Origin of the sequence: Vagococcus sp. WN89Y (genome assembly GCF_052220145.1) — a bacterium.
In the GTDB taxonomy this organism is placed as follows: Bacteria; Pseudomonadota; Gammaproteobacteria; order Enterobacterales; family Enterobacteriaceae; genus Kosakonia.
This window is the reverse complement of record NZ_JBQPOM010000071.1, coordinates 181,498-201,957: the sequence shown is the minus strand read 5'-3', so window position 1 is coordinate 201,957 and position 20,460 is coordinate 181,498. Positions and strand designations below refer to the sequence as shown.

At 48.1% G+C, this 20,460-nt stretch carries 20 protein-coding genes and 1 pseudogene; 17 read left to right on the top strand and 4 right to left on the bottom strand.

Translation table 11 applies throughout. From position 1 onward, the window contains the following. The first annotated feature begins 12 nt into the window (after nucleotides 1–12). From ACTU3N_RS22465 to ACTU3N_RS22415, 11 genes and pseudogenes are all read left to right on the top strand, one after another. A complete protein-coding gene (locus tag ACTU3N_RS22465; RefSeq protein WP_443088338.1) occupies nucleotides 13–2,058 on the top strand; it encodes a tail fiber protein in 2,046 nt (681 codons plus the stop codon). A gap of 3 nt (nucleotides 2,059–2,061) precedes the next feature. After that, nucleotides 2,062–2,736, top strand: a complete 675-nt coding sequence (locus tag ACTU3N_RS22460; RefSeq protein WP_443088337.1) for a hypothetical protein — start codon at nucleotides 2,062–2,064, stop codon at nucleotides 2,734–2,736. Between the two features lie 201 nt (nucleotides 2,737–2,937). Beyond that, nucleotides 2,938–3,357 (top strand): translesion error-prone DNA polymerase V autoproteolytic subunit, encoded by a 420-nt coding sequence (locus ACTU3N_RS22455; RefSeq protein ID WP_443088336.1) that lies wholly within the window; start codon nucleotides 2,938–2,940, stop codon nucleotides 3,355–3,357. A gap of 2 nt (nucleotides 3,358–3,359) precedes the next feature. Beyond that, nucleotides 3,360–4,628 carry a Y-family DNA polymerase gene (locus tag ACTU3N_RS22450; RefSeq protein ID WP_443088335.1) on the top strand — a complete coding sequence of 423 codons (1,269 nt, stop codon included), beginning with the start codon at nucleotides 3,360–3,362 and terminating at the stop codon, nucleotides 4,626–4,628. Nucleotides 4,629–4,886: 258 nt separating this feature from the next. Continuing rightward, a complete protein-coding gene (locus ACTU3N_RS22445) occupies nucleotides 4,887–5,579 on the top strand; it encodes a hypothetical protein (protein ID WP_443088334.1) in 693 nt (230 codons plus the stop codon). Nucleotides 5,580–5,789: 210 nt separating this feature from the next. Further along, entirely contained in the window at nucleotides 5,790–6,104 is a 315-nt protein-coding gene (locus ACTU3N_RS22440) for a DUF1493 family protein (RefSeq protein WP_443088333.1), read from the top strand. A 464-nt stretch (nucleotides 6,105–6,568) separates the two neighbouring features. Continuing rightward, nucleotides 6,569–6,940 (top strand): nuclear transport factor 2 family protein, encoded by a 372-nt coding sequence (locus ACTU3N_RS22435; protein WP_443088372.1) that lies wholly within the window; start codon nucleotides 6,569–6,571, stop codon nucleotides 6,938–6,940. 344 nt (nucleotides 6,941–7,284) lie between these two features. Next, complete coding sequence (locus ACTU3N_RS22430; RefSeq protein ID WP_077264251.1) at nucleotides 7,285–7,437, top strand: isocitrate/isopropylmalate family dehydrogenase; 153 nt, start codon at nucleotides 7,285–7,287, stop codon at nucleotides 7,435–7,437. Between the two features lie 443 nt (nucleotides 7,438–7,880). Next, nucleotides 7,881–8,843, top strand: a complete 963-nt coding sequence (locus tag ACTU3N_RS22425; RefSeq protein ID WP_443088332.1) for a hypothetical protein — start codon at nucleotides 7,881–7,883, stop codon at nucleotides 8,841–8,843. After that, on the top strand, nucleotides 8,809–9,468 hold the full coding sequence (locus ACTU3N_RS22420) for a hypothetical protein (protein WP_443088331.1): 660 nt from the start codon (nucleotides 8,809–8,811) through the stop codon (nucleotides 9,466–9,468). Before ACTU3N_RS22425 ends, ACTU3N_RS22420 begins: the two co-directional genes overlap by 35 nt. A 177-nt stretch (nucleotides 9,469–9,645) precedes the next feature. Next, a pseudogene (locus ACTU3N_RS22415) lies at nucleotides 9,646–9,819 on the top strand (hypothetical protein); the annotation flags it as partial. 41 nt (nucleotides 9,820–9,860) lie between these two features. Here ACTU3N_RS22415 and ACTU3N_RS22410 read toward each other — a convergent pair. Continuing rightward, nucleotides 9,861–10,778 (bottom strand): LysR family transcriptional regulator, encoded by a 918-nt coding sequence (locus ACTU3N_RS22410; RefSeq protein WP_443088330.1) that lies wholly within the window; start codon nucleotides 10,776–10,778, stop codon nucleotides 9,861–9,863. A gap of 272 nt (nucleotides 10,779–11,050) precedes the next feature. Between ACTU3N_RS22410 and ACTU3N_RS22405 the strand changes: the two genes are divergently transcribed. Continuing rightward, nucleotides 11,051–12,079 (top strand): alpha/beta hydrolase, encoded by a 1,029-nt coding sequence (locus ACTU3N_RS22405; RefSeq protein ID WP_443088329.1) that lies wholly within the window; start codon nucleotides 11,051–11,053, stop codon nucleotides 12,077–12,079. A gap of 201 nt (nucleotides 12,080–12,280) precedes the next feature. Here the strand turns inward: ACTU3N_RS22405 and ACTU3N_RS22400 are convergent, their stop codons facing one another. Next, on the bottom strand, nucleotides 12,281–12,766 hold the full coding sequence (locus ACTU3N_RS22400; RefSeq protein ID WP_443088328.1) for a (R)-mandelonitrile lyase: 486 nt from the start codon (nucleotides 12,764–12,766) through the stop codon (nucleotides 12,281–12,283). Nucleotides 12,767–12,895: 129 nt separating this feature from the next. Between ACTU3N_RS22400 and ACTU3N_RS22395 the strand changes: the two genes are divergently transcribed. Continuing rightward, entirely contained in the window at nucleotides 12,896–13,792 is an 897-nt protein-coding gene (locus ACTU3N_RS22395; protein WP_443088327.1) for a LysR family transcriptional regulator, read from the top strand. 79 nt (nucleotides 13,793–13,871) lie between these two features. Here ACTU3N_RS22395 and ACTU3N_RS22390 read toward each other — a convergent pair whose 3' ends face one another. Beyond that, nucleotides 13,872–14,663, bottom strand: a complete 792-nt coding sequence (locus ACTU3N_RS22390) for a hypothetical protein (protein ID WP_443088326.1) — start codon at nucleotides 14,661–14,663, stop codon at nucleotides 13,872–13,874. Between the two features lie 760 nt (nucleotides 14,664–15,423). Between ACTU3N_RS22390 and ACTU3N_RS22385 the strand changes: the two genes are divergently transcribed. The 4 genes from ACTU3N_RS22385 (at nucleotide 15,424) to ACTU3N_RS22370 (ending at nucleotide 18,560) form a co-directional block, all read left to right on the top strand. Continuing rightward, nucleotides 15,424–16,335 (top strand): hypothetical protein, encoded by a 912-nt coding sequence (locus ACTU3N_RS22385; protein ID WP_443088325.1) that lies wholly within the window; start codon nucleotides 15,424–15,426, stop codon nucleotides 16,333–16,335. Nucleotides 16,336–17,136: 801 nt separating this feature from the next. Continuing rightward, the gene (gene leuE / locus ACTU3N_RS22380; protein ID WP_443088324.1) at nucleotides 17,137–17,775 is read left to right on the top strand and encodes a leucine efflux protein LeuE; all 639 of its coding nucleotides are present in this window, start codon (nucleotides 17,137–17,139) and stop codon (nucleotides 17,773–17,775) included. A 28-nt stretch (nucleotides 17,776–17,803) separates the two neighbouring features. Beyond that, the gene (locus ACTU3N_RS22375) at nucleotides 17,804–18,010 is read left to right on the top strand and encodes a hypothetical protein (protein ID WP_443088323.1); all 207 of its coding nucleotides are present in this window, start codon (nucleotides 17,804–17,806) and stop codon (nucleotides 18,008–18,010) included. 295 nt (nucleotides 18,011–18,305) lie between these two features. Beyond that, nucleotides 18,306–18,560: a hypothetical protein gene (locus ACTU3N_RS22370; protein ID WP_443088322.1), complete on the top strand. Its 255-nt coding sequence runs from the start codon at nucleotides 18,306–18,308 to the stop codon at nucleotides 18,558–18,560. 186 nt (nucleotides 18,561–18,746) lie between these two features. On the opposite strand, the gene ACTU3N_RS22365 is transcribed toward ACTU3N_RS22370, so the two are convergent. Further along, nucleotides 18,747–20,336, bottom strand: coding sequence for a methyl-accepting chemotaxis protein (locus ACTU3N_RS22365; protein WP_443088321.1), 1,590 nt, complete (start codon nucleotides 20,334–20,336; stop codon nucleotides 18,747–18,749). Nucleotides 20,337–20,460 lie beyond the last annotated feature (124 nt).

Here is a 20,460-nt window from a genome sequence, read left to right as displayed (position 1 = left end):
CGGAGCGCCTGAATGAGAAAGGTTAATACTGTAACCAACACGGCAAACAAAAATGGTGAATTTACCGACGGTAATGCTGCAGCAGGCATTAAACCCACTGAGCTTCTGGCGGGTTGGTTTAATACCGTTCAGCGGGAGTTGGTTGCTGTCGTCGAGGATGCCGGAGAGTATCTTGATCCCGATGATGACGAGCAGATCAGCAAGATAATTCGCGGGATGCGTAATTATATTAATCACTACAGAAATTACGGCTACCCGGAATGGGAAAGTGGCATTTCATACTACGAAGGGGCGGTCGTCTATTATCACGGCGATCTTTATCTGTCCCTTAGTGATAGCAATTCAGCAAACATACCGGGAACCAATGACTCTATCTGGCAGCGCTATATTCAACGTGAAGCGACTAAAGAAGAGGCAATTGCTGGTGATGGCAGTGTCCAGGCTATTACCCCGCGGCGTCTGCATGATGGGGCGAGCTATCTGGACGAGCAACTGAAAACCACACTGACGCCATATCTTCTGCCGGTGGGCGCGATCATTATGTGGCCGTCAGCAACACCGCCGGATGGCTGGCTTGAACTTAATGGCCAGGCGTTCGATAAAGCGGAGAACCCGAAACTGACCGCGCTTTTCCCTGGCGGAGTCATACCTGACTATCGTGGGCGATTTGTCCGGGGTTGGGCGAATGGGGCAACTGTCGATCCTGATGCGGGCAGGGCGGTAAACAGCCTCCAGGGGGATGAACTGCGCGCGCATTTCCATTTTTCACAATGGCTGGGCTTTGATAACTCCAATAACCGCAACGGAAGCGGTGGTGGTCCTGGTGGGTTCCGCTATGCGGGCGGTGATGACAGAAACTGGGCCGGAGTGGCAAACCGAGACCTGATGGTTGGCGGAAGCGAAACCCGGCCCGTTAATATCGCTGCGATGTATATCATCAAAACTGACCGGGCCGAGGCTGATAACTCAGAATCCACCACGCCCTCATCGCTGGTCATCACTCCTGCATCGGTAACGATTAGCGCCGGTTCTACACGAAAATTTACGGGTACACTTTTACCTGCCGAGCTGGCGGTAGGGTATCCGGTATCGTGGATCGTTTCTGACCCGGCACTTGGCAGCATCGATAGTAATGGTCTGTACACAGCAACCGCCGGGCAGAGTGGGACACAAAGCATTATTGCCAGTATTTCCACCGGCCTGACATCGACGGCGGTAGTTACTCAACATGTTTACTTGACGTCGATAGAAATCGGCGCAATCCCAGCGAAACTACTGGTGGGTAACACCTACAGCATTCCTGTCCTGTATTCCCCTACCCATTACACCGAGGAGATTAACCCGGCCTCATCTGATACTGCAGTCGCGATTCTGGCATCCGATGGTACGCTGACCGTCAGCGGCGCGGGGACGGCTACGCTGTCACTCACTGGCGCAAACTCCGGCGTGACGGCATCAATAACGATCACGGCGACAGAAGAAGAGGTGCCGGAGGTTTATCTTGCCATTGACAATAATTTGTCTGAGATTGCGGGCAAAGGCGCTGAGGCACAGGCGAAAACACGTAAAAACATCGGGATGGGTGAACTTGCGACGAAGGATACGCTGACTGCCGGTGAAGTGGGCGCTGTTCCACAGGATACGGCGTCACTTGGCTCCACAGACCTGAACACCGTCGTTTTACCTGGACGTAAATTCCAGTCGCTCACCAGCAATGCAACCACCGCCCGGCACTACCCCGTCACCCTGGCGGGAATGCTGGACGTCATCAAAACCGCGCAAACCGGCATCCGACAGATTTACTATCCGTACAACACTACGGATGTTTATCACCGGTACTGTGAGGATGTGACAGCAGATGCGTCGGTCTGGAGTGACTGGGGAACCGCCAGTGGCGGCGATTATCTGGACGCAGCTAATAACCTGTCTGACGTTAAAAACGCGGCTACTGCGCGGCAAAATATTGGCGTGAGCTACACGATATCGACCGATGTGGCTCCCGCTGACGCAAGTAGCTATGCCGCCGGTCATGTCTGGTATCAAGTCGAGGAAAGCTGATTCATGCCAATTTTCCGCAAAACCGGAGGGGGCGATTTCGCCCCTGTTACCACTCTGAACATTAAGGACGGAAATACATTCAGGGCAGTTGCCACAGCATGGATTAACGATGGCGGGGTATTCAGGAAAGTATTTCCCAATGCCGGGTATGAAGATCCAACCGCTGATTATGATATTGCTAAAGCCACCATCCCGTCGCTGGTTCTTTCCAGGACATCAGAAAGCGCCACTCTAAACGCATTCAAAATTGCTCGCGTGTTCATCCCGCTTAAAGAGGCGCTGGCGACAAGTAACATTGATGTGGACTGGTCGAGTCTGGATATTGTCACCATCGACACACAGGAAGAATTGCCTTTTGGTGTATGGTCTACGAGCTCAGCACTGGAGATATGGACAAAAACGGAGTTTAAAGATGGCGTCGTGACAAACACCCGCCAGGATGGCGTGACCACCACGGCGAATCCCTCTAACCATATTCCCCCGGCGAGAGACTGGAAAACGCAGCTATCATGCGGAGCTTCGGGAGCGGATATGTATATCAAGTACGGATGGTATGACTATTCAGCGTATTACGGCAGGCAGATCGGCATACGCTGGCGCTGGCACAGTCGGCTGAACGGGAAGAATTACGAATACATTTTCACCAATGCAAACATGGTACTGAAGGCGTTGGGTTAACCATGCTGCTCTGTGATGAGTTTTTTCTCCTGATACCTTTTTGTATAAAATGTGAGCATTCGGAAAAAATACCTTTTCCGCTATTCCCTTCACCTTAAAAGATAAATTTCCTTTGTTAGCAAAAGTAAGCGGAGCGGGGGCTTGATCAGGCCCAATTATAAAACTACTGTATATAAAAACAGGTTTTAATTGAGGCTACATATGCAGTTCTTCCAACCCACCGATTTGCGCGCAGTTGTCGCGCTCCCGTTGTTCAGCGATGTCGTTCAGTGTGGGTTTCCTTCCCCTGCTGCTGATTATGTTGAGCAGCGTATCGATCTGAACGAGCTGCTGGTACAGCACCCCAGCTCAACTTATTTCGTCAAAGCTGCTGGCGACTCAATGATTGAGGGAGGGATCAGCGATGGCGACTTGCTGGTGGTTGACAGCTCACGCACCGCAGAACATGGCGATATTGTGATTGCGGCCGTGGACGGGGAGTTCACCGTAAAGCGTTTGCAGCTTCGCCCGACCATTCAGCTCAATCCGATGAACAGTGCATACCGACCGATCCGGGTGACCAGTGAAGATACGCTCGAAATATTCGGCGTGGTGACATACATCGTTAAATCAGCGAGCTGAATATGTTTGCCCTGGTGGACGTTAATTCGTTCTATGCGTCGTGTGAGGCAGTTTTTCGTCCGGACCTGAAAGGGCGGCCGGTGGTCGTCCTGTCCAATAACGATGGCTGCGTTATCGCCAGGAGCGCAGAAGCTAAAGCCCTTGGAATAAAAATGGGCGAGCCTTTCTTCAAACAGAAAGATATGTTCAGGCGCTTCGGTGTGGTCTGTTTCAGCAGTAACTACGAGCTGTATGCAGATATGTCGAACCGGGTAATGACCACGCTGGAGGAAATGTCGCCGCGCGTGGAAATTTACTCCATCGACGAGGCTTTTTGTGATTTGACCGGTGTGCGTAACTGTCGTGACCTGACGGAGTTCGGCAGGGAGATACGCGCGACCGTGCTGAAGCGTACGCACCTGACCGTCGGCGTGGGTATCGCGCAGACCAAGACGCTGGCGAAGCTGGCAAACCATGCCGCCAAACAGTGGCAGCGGCAGACGGGCGGGGTTGTTGATTTGTCGAACGTGGAGCGCCAGCGCAAGCTAATGGCACTGCTTTTGGTTGATGAGGTGTGGGGAGTAGGGTGCCGCATTTCGAAGAAGCTGGAAGCAATGGGCATCAAAACAGTGCTGCAGCTGGCGGATACTGATATCCGTTTTATCCGTAAACACTTTAACGTGGTGCTGGAGAGGACGGTGAGAGAGCTGCGCGGCGAACCGTGCCTTGGGCTGGAGGAATTTGCTCCGGCAAGGCAGGAAATTGTGTGCAGCCGATCATTTGGCGACCGCATCACCGATTATGACGAGATGCGCCAGGCGATATGCAGTTATGCCAGCAGAGCGGCAGAAAAGCTGCGTGGCGAGCATCAGTATTGCCGCTTTATATCCGCGTTTGTAAAAACGTCTCCGTTTGCCCTTAATGAACCTTATTACGGCAACAGTGCGTCTGTAAAACTGCTTACACCAACCCAGGACAGCCGGGACATCATCGACGCGGCGACGCGTAGTCTGGATGTTATCTGGAAGGATGGTCATCGGTACCAGAAAGCCGGGGTGATGCTCGGGGACTTTTTCAGCCAGGGCGTCGCGCAGCTTAATCTGTTTGATGACAACGCATCGCGACATAACAGCAGCGCGTTGATGGAAGTGCTGGACCATCTGAACGCCAGAGAAGGACGCGGCACGCTGTACTTTGCCGGGCAGGGCATTCATCAGCAGTGGCAGATGAAGCGAGAGATGCTGTCGCCGAGATATACCACGCGATTCGCAGATTTATTGGTTGTAAAATAGCGACCTCTATCATTTATGTATTTGATATAATTGCAACCTAAAATAAATTTCTTTTGCTATTTAAAATTTTTAAACGAAAATAGTAAAAGCACCTATAAGTATAGATGTGGTGAATATTAAATGTCTTTTTCAAACCCTGTTAAAAGTAACCTGATGATATATAATATTAGCACGTGATACGAATGCATAAATCGTTTAAAGGAAAATAGTTTATCCTCGTTATGTTTATTCATTATCAGAAATAATAAAGAATGTGAGATGTATACGAATAATCAGATTATCGATAAATTACAGGCGGATAAATTACTGGGGCTGAGGCTTGAACATGCACTGAAGGGAGTGCAAAAGGAAGTGCTGGCGCAGGCCAATCGTGTTCAGGAGGGCGCAACAAGGCTACTTTTCTACACTTCATGTTTTACTCAAAATTACCAGGATGTCTGCGCAAATCAGAAAAAAGAAGATACGCGTTTTCTGGAGGCTCTTACCCAACTGGTTTCCGGGCGTGATATTATTTATAGCATGCTCAAAATTTATGTTGATCAGCTCTTACAAAATCTGATGCCGGAGCGCATTCAAAAAATACAAAAAATCCTCCTTAAAACAGGGGTTAATATAGCTTCAGCGACGTTAACTAACCAGGCTCTTTCTGCGGCAATAGTTGCTGCTGCCTGTTATAGTTTTGGTTTGACGTTCTCGATAGACCGTAAGTTGGCAAAAATTGCGGCGGGTGCTGTAACAATCGCCGGTTACTACGGTTATGTGCAGGAAGCGGCAGATGCAGCTAACAGGCTTAAGCAACAAAATGGAATGTACTATCATGCGCTGTATGCTGAAAAACTTGAAATGATGTATTTTCTGATAGAACCTGTAATAAGCCGAAATGTGAATTTGAGTATTTTACGTTCTACGGATGAAGACATAGCTGAGGCTATCAAACGGATAATCAAGTAATGAGTAATTTTTTTAAGGATTGGTTACGGCGCCAACTGCGCTACTTTATCAGCACTATTGTTCCAACAGTACTCATCTTAGCGTTCGGGATGTTGGCAGTTACCTTCTGGCCCGATCATGCCTGGGGTTCGACAGCGATATTTGCCGTCATTATCCTGGCCGTCACCTTCTGGCTGGTGTAGGTATAACAATTCACTATTGAGAAAGATAATGTCAGACAAAGCAGCACAGGTCAGGGATCTTATCAAAAAGCACTTATGGGAAATGCCTGATGATGCCTCTATCAGTACGGGGAAACAAAGCGTTTTGCCGGAAGATGCAGCAGACTTTCTTGAAGAATATGCGGAAAAACTAAACGTGGATATGTCCGGTTTCAGTTTTAACCAATATTTCCCTAATGAAGGGATTCGCTTCCTGCCAAATGCCATATTACCCCGCTACCTGAAAACTGATCATCACGCGCCAGAGCAGTTGACGGTGAATATGTTGATTGACTCGACTAATGCCGGTCGCTGGATTTTTTAGAGTTACTTGAGGGGATTTGAACCTCCGCCCCTGACACCCTGTGTCGGAGTTCTTCATATTGAAAGCTGTTTTGTGCCAAAAGCTGGCATCGTTCACATAATAGTCTAGTAGTCACAATCCACCTCCCATCCGAGCTTGATAATTCTTATCACCCCCCTTATATCCATATTGAGGAATAACCTCTGACACGGAAAAGGAACACGATTATGGGTCTTAAACCTGGTCCAAAACCAATTGCAAAATCAACAGGAAAACCCGATCAACGCAGACGTGATAATAAGGATACACCCGGCAATACCCCAGGGCTGAAACCAAGCAAATCAACTGGGAAGTAATCGTTCAGGGGTATGGATGATTCATCCATACCCTTATCTCGTCAAATCAGCCTGCTCTAGCCCGCTTAGTGCCAGGAGCGGAAGTTGCATTCCAGCGATTATTGCCTTAAGAGTTAATGTTTGAGTGTGATGAGGATCAACACAATGCTCCTGGATACGTTAAAAAGACTTGAATGTTCTCTTCATGGCAACAGGCGGAAAGATCGGAAATGGCTTGAACAGATACTCCATGAAGGATTTAGTGAAATAACACGCTCAGGCGTATTAGTTGATCGTGCACAGACTATTGAAGCGCTTTCGGGTGAAGATAGTTTTCCGGCTATTCTTAGTAGTCATTTCCGGCTTATCAGCGTTGGCGATAATTTCGCAATATTGCACTACAGAACTGTTAATCCAGATGGTAGTCGTGCATCCCTACGTTCTTCATGCTGGGAAATCTCTGAGAACGGGCAATGGCAATTGGTATTCCATCAGGGAACACCTGAGGCAGAGAGCGTATAGGTGCCAAATACAATTTCCGCTTTTCGCTCATAGCGGAATTTTTTCTAGTAAAAAAATTTTGCCATTGATAATCACTGTTAGTGGCAACCTGTTGAATTACCTGAACTGAAAATGATGAGTTACTGTCGAAAAAATAAGATAACAAATTGATTATGCTTGATAACACGCCTGATTTAGAATCCCTTGTTTGGCTCGGAAGCGCATTCCCCAAAATGATACACGTCGTATTGATAATCAATAGGTTAGTTGCTATGCTCCACTGATTATTTAATAGACGTAGTTGCTTTGTTTATTCAATAAAATCAGTGTGTTGAGTTTGATTTAACTATGTACTGCTGCGCCACATGGAATGGTTCGAAGCCGCAGACCTGATCGTCAAAGGTATGGAAGGCGCGATTGCCGCGAAAACTGTAACTTACGATTTTGAACGTCTGATGGACGGCGCTAAACTGCTGAAATGTTCAGAGTTTGGCGACGCGATCATCGCGAACATGTAATCCGCTTGGCGGGTTAAACAAGAACGGGAGCCTGTTGGTTCCCGTTTTTTATGACACCTGAAAAATCGTCCTCCATATCCTCTCATTGCCCTAGTCTATGTAAAGCATGCCGTCCAAAACGTCTGTCAATTTCATATTGCAGATATCATCCAGAAACTGGCCGATAATAAGTGCGAGCATAAAAGTTAATGAAGCTCAATGCAGGTTTGTTAGGTTCGGTGTGCGACGCATACAACCCGTGTCATTTGCGCAATGTTATAGTCTTTTTCATATATAATTTTCATAGGCATAGTGCCCCACATAACCTGGAAAATTTATTCTGTGCTGGTGCTCATAATTTTTTGTTGCAAATCTTCTATTAAGAACATTCTTAATTTTTTTACTGGCTCAGGACATTACCCTTGCTTACTTAGCCGCAAGGAATTTAAAAAGGGGTGAAGATAATGTCAGACTATCTGCCAGGACGGAGCGCGGAAAGCCTTCCTGCTTTTAATCGACCACAAACGTGGGGAGGCCCTGGTCCTGTCGATTTTGATTTCCATGCTCTTGCGAAGCAACTTGATTGCACGCGGGATTTTAATCAGGTCGGCATTATTTATTCTAACGGTGTGAGCCAGTGGCTGGTCAGGCCGTCCAGAAGAATTGCCAACCCGGCACAAAGTACTGTAACCCATGTTATTGTTACAAAGGTAAGCAACATTTCACCGCAGGCCGCGGCACAGGCGACAGCTAAGACAATCCAGGCACCTTCTCTGGCAGCAGAAATTACATCAACAGCAATGTCATGTGGAGCAATGGTAGCAACTGCGGTTGTTGCCATGACGTCCACTTTCTTTATACCTTTTACAGCAGCGGCTACCGGGTATATTGCTGGTGTAATGATAGCTGGTAGCTTAGCAACCGGCGCTCAGTGCTTTATTGGTGCGGGACGTTTAATTTACATTCATAATGGGAATGAAGATGATGTTGCCTGGCTGGATTCTCAGGGATGGTATACGGCGACGGTAACAGCTCTGGATATCATTTCCCTTGCGGGTGCCGGTGCCGGGTTAAAAAAAACAGTAGAGATATACCGGATGATGAAAAGCTCATCCTCTTTAAAGGCCATTGAATGGCTCAAAGGTTTAAGTAGGCCTGAACGTAAACGGATAACGATTGAAATAATTCGCGCAAAGAATCCGGGTATATCCAATGACGGAGTTAAAGCTCTTATAAGAGCTGGGGCATATCCCACACGCTACCCTGCAGAAGCATTACAAAAGTCGCTTCAGTACGAATTAATGAAGGCTGTTACCAACTCTTCTGCGTTTACCGGGAGTGCGTTTTCTGGAACGCTCAGAAATCCGCAAAATGTGCAGAAGTCCGGGCAGTATGTATTTGGACTCATACAATCATTTTCAGTTTAAGGAAGTAATTGAACCTGCAATGCTAAATAATCTCAAAAAATGCTTTGCACTTACTACGTTAGTTGCAAAAGAAATTAAGACGAATGACAGACATGGGCTTGAATCACTGAAAAACCGTCTGATCGCTGATACAGATATTTTTGCTGAATGGTACAAAATTGTTCTGCCAGTGACTTTTAGCGGTATTTTTACGGTTTTTTGCTTTGCTATCCCTCAGGGCTTTCTGTGGGACTCGATCTCTGAATGGCTGGACTGGCCTGAGCATTATTCAGTCGTTGGGATGGTATTGGGCGCTCTTACATTCTGTGTGTTCTTTATGCCATTAATGTTCCTTATCGCCCGCGGTAATTTCTTTGCGCTGAAATTGCATGTGGCTGTGATATTTCTCGTAGCATTGGTTGCTGTTATATATTTTATATCAACTTATACCACTATGCTGACTGGCGGTGACAGAAATACCTGGGATTTAGTTGGATCTGTCCTGGGTTTGATTTTTATTGCGCTTAGCATTACATGCCTGAACAGCCCCTGGTTCGTGAAGTCTACGGCGGTTGGGTTACATAATCGTATATTGCGCGAGTTGTCTAAACGTGGGAAGCAAACGCTGACAGCAACGAAACGGTAGAAATACTTTAAGTTTTATCTACCAGTAATATCCGCGGCTCAGTTAAATCTTCGCAACAACAAAACCCGCCAGAACACCGGCGGTTTTTTCATTTTCAGACATCGGAAATCATTCGCGAATGACGCCTTCATTATATAATCCGCTGTCTGGCTATTTTGCGGAGGCAGGGCCTGCGAAAGAATGACTGAAGCTGGTTTCAAAATGACGAATTCGTTTAACCCTTATTGGGATGTAAATGGAAAGATATTCTTTGAGTTGGTCGGCTATAGGGTGGTAATACAAAAAAGCCTGCATCATGCTCCTGGCTGCCCGGATCTCTGCCAGAATTATTTAAGGCAAAAGATTCAATGATTTGAAGATCAGGAAAAGTGTCAAACCTCAAATTCTCGCAGTCACTTTAGCCGATTGGCCGGTTGTCGTTTCCGGTCAACGCGCAAGGCATCGACCACCAGTGAAAATGCGCGAGAGACTTGCTTGCGGCTGGGGTAATACAAATAGTAACCTGGAAAAGGTTTGCACCACGTTTCAAGCACCCGAATCAGACGGCCTTCTTCAATAAGAGTGCCAAACTCTTCTTCTGGTAAAAAAGCGATACCCAGCCCCGCCAGTGCGGCATAAACAATGTGTTCTGAGGTATTAAACGTCACCTGTCCGTTAACCCGCACGTTCAAATCGCCGCTGTCCTGATCAAAATCCCAGACGTACAGCCCGCCTGACTTCACCATGCGCTGGTTTATACAGCAGTGCTGTGTCAGTTCATGCGGTGTTTGTGGAATGGGGTAACGTGAGAAATACTCCGGCGAAGCCACTGCCGCCATGCGTAATTCCGGGCCAATCGGTATTGCTATCATATCTTTATCAATGGTGTCGCCCAGGCGCACTCCGGCGTCAAACCGGTCGGCAACAATATCGCGGAAACCGTGATTGGCATCGAACTCAATATGAATATCCGGGTACTGGCGTAAAAGCGGCGTTAGCTTGGGTAACAGTGTGGTACGCAAAACGTTTGGCCCACAGGTGATTCGCACCGTACCGGCAGGTTTGTCACGCAATTCTGTGAGCATATCCAGCTCGGCTTCAATCTCATCAATGCGATTGCCAATGGCCTGCAACAGCCGTTCTCCGGCAGCGGTGGGTGACACGCTGCGGGTGGTTCGGGTGAGCAGACGAATTTGCAGACGATCTTCCAGCGCGGAAATCGCCTGGCTGAGTGCGGGTTGCGTCACACCAAGATGTGCCGCTGCGCGGGTAAAACTCCCTTCGCGGGCGACGGTAACAAAATAGAGAAGGTCATTCAGATTGCGTTTCATCTGGCATATGTTCCTGATTAATAACTCAGGCTTATAAGCCCATTAAGTATTCATTAGCTAGTCAGGCTACACCAGTCGTGTAAAACTTTCAGCAAGAGAAAATCGTGAACGGCATGTTTATTCGTGCTTTTTTTGTCGTTATTCCCGTGAATAGCGCCCGGCCCCGGCTTGCCTGAATTTAGCCAGGTCGACATTCAGAGGTAGTCATTAATGCCCACACTCACTTACGAAACAACGCATCACCAGGAGCACGTACACAGGAGGATAAACGTATGAAAACAATGACCCTGGCGCTGGGGCTGTTAATCAGCTCATTCGCTGCGACTGCGGCGGATATGTCACAAGGCGCGGACAACTTTTATAAAAGCGATAAGGTCACCCGGCAAAAGGTGACGTTTAAAAATCAGTATCAGATGGACGTCGTGGGTAATTTGTATATCCCGAAAACGCTGAATCAGAATGAGAAATACCCGGCGATTGTTGTCGGGCATCCGATGGGGGCGGTAAAAGAGCAAAGCTCGACTCTGTATGCGCAAAAACTGGCGGAGCAGGGCTTTGTGACGCTGGCGATTGATCTCTCTTTTTGGGGAGAGAGCGAAGGCAAGCCAGGCCATCTGATTTCGCCGGAAATTTATTCTGATGACTTTAGCGCGGCGGTCGATTACCTCAGTACGCAGCCGTATGTCTCTCCTGAGAAAATTGGCGTGCTGGGGATTTGTGGCAGCGGCAGCTTTGTCATCAGCGCGGCCAAAATTGACCCGCGTATGAAAGCGATAGCGACTGTAAGCATGTACGACATGGGATCTGCGTTTCGCAATGGCCTGAACCATTCCCAGACGCCGGAGCAGCGTAAAGCCTTTATTCAATCAGCCATCGAACAGCGATTCGCAGAATTTAACGGTGCAGAGAAGGCGTATATTCCGGGGACAGTCAATAAGCTTGATGAGTCAACACCGGCCATTCAGCGTGAGTTCTTTGATTTCTACCGTACGGAGCGAGGCGGCTATACCCCGCAGGGCGAGAAAGAAGAACTGACCACTAAGCCTTTATTAAGCAGCATTGGCAAGTTTATGAACTTCTACCCGTTCAACGATATTGAAACGATTTCACCACGCCCGATGCTGTTTATTACCGGCGACCAGGCACATTCAAAAGAATTCAGCGAAGATGCTTACAAACGTGCAGCTCAACCGAAGGAGCTGTATGTCGTTCCGGGTGCAGGTCATGTTGATCTGTATGACCGTACTGACCTGATCCCTTTTGAGAAGCTGGCATCATTCTTTAAAGCGAATCTGAAATAATGATCAAAGCCGCCCCTTAAAAAGGGCGGCAACGCTGCGGGAGAGTCTGATTGAAAAACAGTTTTTCTGTTCCTTTACCTGGCCTGGACTCGCGGGTGAGTGAGCCTTGTACCTGTCATTTTCGGTGAGAAAGACAAGAAATCGAAGGGAGAAGACAGTGCCGCACACAGGATGCGTGCGGTACGCTTCATTACACCATCGTCACAACGTTTTAGCAGAAGCATACTGCTCGTCGGTGACGTGTTCCATCCACTCAACGACCTTACCTTCTTGCGCCTCGGCAATGGCGATATGCGACATGGCAGTTCCAGGTGCCGCCCCGTGCCAGTGCTTCACGCCAGCGGGTATCCAGACAATGTCGCCGGGACGGATTTCTTGCGCCGGAGCGTCCCACTCCTGCACAAGGCCGAGGCCGGCGGTGACAATCAAGGTCTGGCCGAGCGGGTGCGTATGCCAGGCGGTGCGGGCAGAGGGTTCAAACGTTACGGTCGCGCCACCCACACGTGCGGGGTCTGTACCCTGAAAAGGTGAATCGATGCGTACCGTTCCCGTAAAATATTCTGACGGGCCTTTTACCGAGGGTTTTGCTCCGCTTTGCATTACAGTAATCATGGATGTGTTCTCCTTTGAATAACCAACTGAAACAGAAAGCGCCAGCGACACAGCAACGACGGCAAGTCTTTTCATATGCGCTCCATTTACAGTTCCGGAAATGGCGGGCGAAATTGTTCGCCGGGGATTTTTAACAGTGTAGGCCCGACTTGATTAGTTGATAAGCCAGGCAAATCTGAATGTATATGTGCATGGGATGCAACAATGACACATGAAAATCTGAACGACCTGCGCGCCTTCCAGATTGTGGCGCGAGAAAAAAACTTTACCCGTGCAGCCGCTCAGCTCGGCATGTCGCGCTCCGGGCTGAGTCATGCCATAACGGCGCTGGAAGCGCGGCTGGGCGTCAGGCTGCTGACGCGAACGACGCGCAGCGTTTCCCTCACCGAAGCCGGGCTGCGCCTGTACACGACTCTGCAACCGATGCTAACTGAGCTGGACAGCGAGCTGGCTTCCCTGCGCGCCCTGAGCGAGAAACCTTCCGGCACGGTGCGCATCACCGCTCATGATCACGCCATTGTATCCATACTCTGGCCCCGGCTTCAGGTTTTGCTTAAGCGCTACCCGGATATTCAGATAGAACTGAGCGTTGACTACGCACTTACCGATATTGTTGCGCAGCAGTTTGATGCAGGGATCCGGTCAGGCAGTACCGTTGATAAGGACATGATAGCCGTAAGAATCGGCCCTGACTTTCACATGGCGGTGGTGTGCTCGCCGGAATACCTGAGCGGGAAAAGTGTACCTGTAATGCCCGGAGATTTGATGGCACATCAGTGCATAAACCTGCGGCTGCCAACGCACGGAGGGCTTTATGCCTGGGAGTTAGAAAAAGAAGGAAAAACATTACCGGTACGCGTGCGAGGGCAAACTGTCTTTAATAACACCTATATTATGTTGCAGGCAGCACTAGATGGCCTGGGGTTTGCCTATATTCCGCTTGAGCTGGCGCAGCCGCATATTGCATCGGGAAAGTTGATCCCGGTTCTAAAAGACTGGTGGCTGTACTGTCCGGGATATCATCTTTATTATGCCAGTCGGCGCCAGATGGCACCGGCGCTTGCTGAAGTTATCGCTGCGCTACGCTATCGTGAAAAGTAATAAATGGTGCCGTACATTTTGAGCAAAGCCTGTATCACCGGGCAGAAGCGAACGTCGCTATCAGTGCATTTCTGCCCGTTTATCTGAGGCAGGAAATATACTTTTCGCCTGAACGACGCACGATTTCATCGGCATTTGCCGTAATATCTTTTCCTTCAAACGCGCCGTAGAGTTTTTTAAATTTTACCGTACTCAGGCGTTGGATAATATCGCTGACCGTTGCGGCGGGTAACGGTAACATATTGGGGTAGCTCCACATAAAGGAGACGGCATGCGCACCAGGGGTAACCTGAACGATGTCGCCGGAAAGCACCACGCCTTCATCTCGCGCCCAGTGCAGAACGCAGCCGCCAGCAAAATGCCCTCCAAGACGTATCACGCAGACGTCACGGGTTAGCTCAAGGGTATCGCCTTCCCAAAAGGTAACCCAGGGGCTGTCGCGCATCACCCACTCGCAGTCGCTGGCATGAAGGTAAATCGGGGCGTTAAATTCTTCGGCCCAATCTTGCATGGTGGTGTAGTAATGAGGATGCGATATCGCGATGGCTTTAAGCCCGCCCAGGGAAGCCACAAGCGTTTTCGTGGCATCGTCAAGTGTGGCAATGCAGTCCCACAGAATATTGCCCTGCGGCGTACGCAGAATAAACGCGCGCTGATCAATCGCAAAATCTGGAACGGTGCGGATGCTGAGAAGAGTGCTGTCATGTTGTCTCCACTTATTTGTGTGCGAAGCACAAAGGGCGTCAAAATTAACCCATTGCTGCCCGGTAGCGGGGACATACTGGCGCTCATCTGTGCATATATTGCAATGCGCCGGATAGGAATCGGTTATCTCATAAGATGTACCACAGGCTTTGCATAAAGTGATCATTCAGTCTTCCTCATTCTTCTGCGTAAGCCGGTAGCAAGGGCGCGGTGCGCTCAGCTTGCACGGCTTCGTATCTGCACAGCGTTTTGTCACCTTCAGTATGGCAGTGAAGCATCCCGACCGCCGGGGATTACCGTCTGCCTGAAACTTTTTTTACGTGTTTACTGCTTACGGCTGTGGTTGCTTTAGGCATCAAATACTCTTTCAGTCAGCTATATAGTCGAACGAAAGTATCTTATTTACTCAACCGGCGGGATTCTCCCTGGGGGTATTTTTTGCTGTAGAGATGAGGCATTCGAATAATGTAGCAATGTATATTCTTATAATATGCACGGCCAAAAAACTTCAAATAACATATTTAAGAAATTTCATTCCTTTATTTTATTTCGAAGAGATTTACAGCAACGTGATGATAAATTTCATTTTAAGAAGACTTAAGGTCTGCCATTGGTAATCAAAACCCGATAGAGGATGTTTTTTCTGATTGACGGAATAAACCCCACTCCCTATGTTTGAATGCGTGAAGTGAACAATGTATGGATAAGTTTCCGTAAAAGGAGGGGGATGTATTGCCATGCCAACAACGCTTGTCCATTGTCATAAGGATTTATTTAAAGTAAAAGTGTAATTTTCGGTGTTAGCTGTTTTAAATATTAAAGCATTCTTTATGTGGAGTCGCGGATGTAAATAATTTTACTGGGTGAGTTAGCATTGTTGAATGTTTGCAATATCCTAAAATATTTATTTTCTATGGGGCGTTAAAATGACGACAATATACACACCGTTTATTGATGTTACCATAAATGCAGAGTGGAGCGACTGGCAAAATTATCCCAATGGTCGTCCGAGTCCCTTATATTTTACTCAGGCTATCGACTGGAACGTAGAAGGGTTAGTTTTTGGTTTTATTACCCTGGCAGCCTCAACAAATACGCCTTGCTGGGGAGCTCAACCGACAATGCCGCTTGACTGGGCAAAACCTTTAGCCGACAGTCTTAATGCTGAAGGTAAAAAGGTTGTTATTTCTTTTGGCGGCGCAGCCAATATGGATATCTCATATAACTTTACGGTTGATGAACTGGTTAATACTTATGAGTCTACCATTACTATTTATGATGCTGCCGGGCTGGATTTTGATCTTGAGAACGGTCTATATGATATTGATAAAATTTGCGAAGCTTTAGTGACCATCCAGGAGGAATATCCGGATGTAACCCTCAGTTTCACATTACCCACTTTACCTACAGGTTTAACAAATACAGGGTTGGGTGTCGTCAGTAAGGCCGTTGATGCCGATTTAGATTTTGTCATAAACGGTATGGCAATGGATTATTATGATGCCAACTATGCATTAAATATGGGGCAGGCAGCCGCCGATGCTGCAACCAGTATTGCGACGCAACTGCAACGCTATTATCCCAATGCGTCCATTGAGGAGCTTTACACAAAAACGGCTATTACTCCCATGATCGGTCTGAATGATGATCTTTCGATATTCACCTTAGCCGATGCGAGTTTAGTCGGCGATTTTGCGGCACAAAACGATCTGGCTTTCCTGGGCTGGTGGGATTTTAACCGCGACAATCCCTCAAAATATACCTATACAGACCTTACGACGAGTAGTAATCCGGAGCAAACCGTATCAGGAGAGTACGCACAAAATTTTGTTTCCTGAAGATAACGCGCTAACTAATCATGAAATAATGACTTCTGTAACAGGAAGCCATTTTTGTATTATCGTGCGCCGTCAGTCTAATGGCTATATTTAATTATAAGCGAGCAGATTAATAGGTAAAATATATCTGTCACGCTAATAGCTGATAACAAAATTTAACTCGCGAATCACGTACAACTATTTGAAAAACAGGTTAAGAACATTAACAGGAAAATATAAACGTCTCAGGCAAACGTCATCCCTCATTTTTTGCCGGCACAAGGTGTACAAGCAAGGAACAGTTGGCGCATGAGAGGGAAACATAATCTGCTTTTGCCCCGACGGGCAGGCTGGTAAAAAAATAAGCGGAGTGAAATCGGCTGAATGCGCGAGCGATACGGCGGCAATGTTTTCTGCTTTGAGCGACCATATTAGCCTCCTGAAGCCGCCCGCAGGCGGCATGGGTTGAATAATGGAGAAAATGCATCGGCTACTGGCGGAGCCGATATAGCCAAATTAATGTAAATGATTATCATTATCAATGATAAATTGCCAGGATATTTCCCCCGAAAAAATTACATCATGCTCTGCAAGGAAGCATAGCGCCTGTTGCTACCCGAAAACAGACCGTGCTAACCGCTGCGTTTTGCTCTTTTGTTGCCTGTCCGGTCAGCCAAAACATGCATGGCATGTTGCCGTGCCAGGCGGTATTATTTTAAGTCCATTGAAAGCCTGACCGGGTAGCCATGACAGCGCGATGTATGCGCCGGAGGGCATATCGGTCGCAGTATTGCTGAGTTTGTTGTATCTAAAGGAGTAGTTGTGTTTGCTGAGTATGGCGTTGTCAGTTATTGGTCTTATTTTATTGGCGCAATTTTCATCATATTAGTTCCTGGGCCGAATACTTTTTTTGTTCTCAAGAGCAGTGTCGCCGGTGGGTTAAAAAACGGCTACGTCGCGGCAAGTGCGGTATTTATTGGTGATGCCATATTAATGTTTCTCGCATACGCAGGTGTGGCTACGCTGATTAAAACAACACCTGTACTATTCAATATTGTTCGTTATCTGGGCGCATTTTATTTGCTCTGGCTGGGAATCAAAATGCTCTACAGCACTTTTGTCAGCAAAGCGAAAGTCGCGGGTGAGCATGAGGCGCACAAAGGCGATATATTTAAGCATGCGTTGATCCTGAGCCTGACCAATCCGAAAGCGATTTTGTTCTACGTTTCATTTTTTGTGCAATTTATCGATGTGAATTCCGCAAGCCCTGGTATGGCATTTTTTATACTTGCCAGTACGCTGGAAGTGATTAGCTTCTGTTATTTCAGCTTCTTGATTATTTCCGGTTCGTACGTTACGCAATTCGTTAAGACGAAAAAGGAATTAGCGAAGCTGGGGAATTCACTTATTGGACTTGTTTTTGTAGGGTTCGCGGCCCGTTTAGCGACCCTGCAGTCCTGAGTGCGTAGTTTAAATTAAGGAGATAAGCATGTTAGAAGGGTATTTTACGTCGTCTGATGGGGCAGAAAAGCAAAAACGTCTGCTGGCGGTGCAGGCCGCACTGGAAATCATTCAGGCATCGGTTAGCTGTACAAACGCCTACACCGGGCGCGATAAGCTCTCCAAAGATATCGATTTCACCAAGGATAAAGTGAGCGAACTGGCAGACGCTATTCAGGCCGCGCTGGAAAAGTAAAAGTTAAGGTCAGGCGTTTTTAAGCCTGACCGTGCAAAAGGGCTAAAATCGCTTCAGCCGGGCGGTTAGCACGCCAGGCTGGTATTGTGCAGGACGATAAACATTCCATACCAGCGCATGAATTTCCGCCAGTCACTGGTTAACGTTTTATTCCTCGTTGGCTTCCCCTTATTTCCCTGCAATACATAATATATTCTGCAAATTGTTTCCTGGCTCACTAAAACGGCAGCTGCTTATTTCCTGTATGCGACGTTTCCGCTACGCTGAAAATAATCTACAGCGAAAGGGTTGGCGTATGAAAGGTACTGTTGTGCATCACGAGCATCGCACCGGTTTTATCATTATTCGTGACGAAGTGGGTGAGTTCGCAATCGCGCAGTTGTCTGAAAAATATGATGTTGAAAGGGGTGATATTGTATCCGGCAACCTGAATAGCAACGGTCGCGAGACATTTTTAAACCAGACGCAGAATGAGTCAATGACTGTTTTGGTGAAGGGATTTGGTTTAACTGAACAGGACGCCATCACGATGATGCTGAACCCGCAGTAAATAAAAACAGGCAGTTTCGACATCAAAACTGCCATAAAGAGTAAAGCGTATTCCATTATTTGCGCACTTTATAACCTGTAATGCTGAATCGATCAAATTCGATTTTTTCTGTCGAGGGATTGATAAATTTGATGATCAGGTTATTAATTCAGCAGGAGTATGATTATTTACCTCCCGTTGTGCACGTTATGCCGCTTGTTGTTGCGCACGTAATTTAAAAATCTGCACCATCTCCAGTAGATTCTCCGCCTGCTGCTGCATGGCGTGTGCGGCGGCAGAAGATTCCTGAGACAGTGTCGCATTTTGCTGCGTGGCTGTGTCCATATGCGTAATCGCCACATGCACCTGATCGATACCCACACTTTGCTCCTTACTGGCAAGTGAAATCGTTTCAACCAGATGGCTCACACGTTTCACACTTTGCAGGATCTCACCCATCGCACTGCCGGCATTTTTCACCAACTCGTTACCTTGATCGATGCGGCTCACCGAGCGCTGAATAAGCTCGCCTATCTCTTTTGCTGCTGTCGCAGAACGTTGTGCCAGCGCGCGAACCTCGGCGGCGACCACGGCAAAACCACGTCCTTCGCTGCCGGCACGTGCGGCTTCGACGGCGGCGTTTAAGGCAAGGATATTGGTCTGGAAGGCGATACCATCAATAACACCGATAATATTACCGATTTCACTGGAGAGTTGATTAATTTCACTCATGGTGGTGACAACGCGCTCGACCACTTCGCCGCCCTGGTGCGCGGCGCGGAAGGCTTCCTGAGTGATATCGCTGGCGATGCGGGAGTTTTCCGCGTTATTTTTCACCACTGACGTCAACTCTTCCATTGACGCGGCGGTTTGTTCCAGCGCGCTGGCCTGCGCTTCATTGCGTGAGGAGAGCTCACGGCTACCGGTCGCGATTTGCTGCGATGCCCCGGCGATGGTTTCTGTACCTGAACGCACCCCCGTAACAATGCGTGTCAGATTAGTGTTCATCTCTTGCAAGGCGCGCATCAACTCTGCGGTTTCATCGCGCCCGCTGACCATGAAAGCGGATTGTAAATCACCGGCCGCCACGTTACGGGCAATGACAACGGCCTGCGCCAGCGGCTGAGTGATGCTGCGAATCAACCACCAGGTGACTAATAACCCGACAACCAACGTGATGGCCATCACCAGTAATACCATCAGACGCGTTTGCTGATAATGTTGCAGGTTACGCGCCTCGGTTTGCTGGCGAATATGTGCGGCCTGTTTCAGGGTCGTGGCGACCATTTCATCGATCATGTGCGTGGGTTCCCTGTCAATACCGGAAACCAGCCGATCGACACGCTGGGCGCTGCTGGCATCTGAAATAACGTATTGTTGCAGGGCAGAAAGGTAATGCTGCTCCAGCTGTGCATGCAGATTGATGGTTTTTACTGCCTCATCGTCCGGCAGGCCAATTTGCGGCAGCAGCTCGCGCAGCGTCTGTAAAAGCGCCTGCGTTTTCTGGCTTTGTGCGATAAAGGCGTTTTTATATTTATCGAGCTGTTGCTCACCTTGCGTACCGCGCAGCAGCGTGTTTTTCCACTCCTGCACCTGAATTTTGAACTGTACCTGCGCGTTACGCGCGGTGTCGATACTGTCCGCCACTACCTTCTCCGTGGCCATAATATGTTGGTTCTGCACGAGGCCGCTGGCATTGATAGACAAGCCGCGAAGACCAATAAACAGCGTTGCCAGCAAAAGAATGGCCGCCAGGAAACCGAGTCGTTGCCCGATAGTGAGGTGGTTCAGTTTCATCAATCAATGCTTCCCATGGTCAGTTAACGTGCCTGATGCGCACGCCAACAGTATCGACAATGCTTAAGCGTCGCTTTAATCCGGAAGTGAGCGAAAAAACAGCGATTTTAGATTAACTGATTGA

What these genes read in the sequence shown, in the direction of transcription:
- ACTU3N_RS22465 (WP_443088338.1), top strand. Translation starts at nt 13, where the DNA reads ATGAGAAAGGTTAATACTGTAACCAACACGGCAAACAAAAATGGTGAA.
- ACTU3N_RS22460 (WP_443088337.1), top strand. Translation starts at nt 2,062, where the DNA reads ATGCCAATTTTCCGCAAAACCGGAGGGGGCGATTTCGCCCCTGTTACC.
- ACTU3N_RS22455 (WP_443088336.1), top strand. Translation starts at nt 2,938, where the DNA reads ATGCAGTTCTTCCAACCCACCGATTTGCGCGCAGTTGTCGCGCTCCCG.
- ACTU3N_RS22450 (WP_443088335.1), top strand. Translation starts at nt 3,360, where the DNA reads ATGTTTGCCCTGGTGGACGTTAATTCGTTCTATGCGTCGTGTGAGGCA.
- ACTU3N_RS22445 (WP_443088334.1), top strand. Translation starts at nt 4,887, where the DNA reads ATGTATACGAATAATCAGATTATCGATAAATTACAGGCGGATAAATTA.
- ACTU3N_RS22440 (WP_443088333.1), top strand. Translation starts at nt 5,790, where the DNA reads ATGTCAGACAAAGCAGCACAGGTCAGGGATCTTATCAAAAAGCACTTA.
- ACTU3N_RS22435 (WP_443088372.1), top strand. Translation starts at nt 6,569, where the DNA reads ATGAGGATCAACACAATGCTCCTGGATACGTTAAAAAGACTTGAATGT.
- ACTU3N_RS22430 (WP_077264251.1), top strand. Translation starts at nt 7,285, where the DNA reads ATGGAATGGTTCGAAGCCGCAGACCTGATCGTCAAAGGTATGGAAGGC.
- ACTU3N_RS22425 (WP_443088332.1), top strand. Translation starts at nt 7,881, where the DNA reads ATGTCAGACTATCTGCCAGGACGGAGCGCGGAAAGCCTTCCTGCTTTT.
- ACTU3N_RS22420 (WP_443088331.1), top strand. Translation starts at nt 8,809, where the DNA reads ATGTATTTGGACTCATACAATCATTTTCAGTTTAAGGAAGTAATTGAA.
- ACTU3N_RS22410 (WP_443088330.1), bottom strand. Translation starts at nt 10,778, where the DNA reads ATGAAACGCAATCTGAATGACCTTCTCTATTTTGTTACCGTCGCCCGC.
- ACTU3N_RS22405 (WP_443088329.1), top strand. Translation starts at nt 11,051, where the DNA reads ATGAAAACAATGACCCTGGCGCTGGGGCTGTTAATCAGCTCATTCGCT.
- ACTU3N_RS22400 (WP_443088328.1), bottom strand. Translation starts at nt 12,766, where the DNA reads ATGAAAAGACTTGCCGTCGTTGCTGTGTCGCTGGCGCTTTCTGTTTCA.
- ACTU3N_RS22395 (WP_443088327.1), top strand. Translation starts at nt 12,896, where the DNA reads ATGACACATGAAAATCTGAACGACCTGCGCGCCTTCCAGATTGTGGCG.
- ACTU3N_RS22390 (WP_443088326.1), bottom strand. Translation starts at nt 14,663, where the DNA reads ATGATCACTTTATGCAAAGCCTGTGGTACATCTTATGAGATAACCGAT.
- ACTU3N_RS22385 (WP_443088325.1), top strand. Translation starts at nt 15,424, where the DNA reads ATGACGACAATATACACACCGTTTATTGATGTTACCATAAATGCAGAG.
- ACTU3N_RS22375 (WP_443088323.1), top strand. Translation starts at nt 17,804, where the DNA reads ATGTTAGAAGGGTATTTTACGTCGTCTGATGGGGCAGAAAAGCAAAAA.
- ACTU3N_RS22370 (WP_443088322.1), top strand. Translation starts at nt 18,306, where the DNA reads ATGAAAGGTACTGTTGTGCATCACGAGCATCGCACCGGTTTTATCATT.
- ACTU3N_RS22365 (WP_443088321.1), bottom strand. Translation starts at nt 20,336, where the DNA reads ATGAAACTGAACCACCTCACTATCGGGCAACGACTCGGTTTCCTGGCG.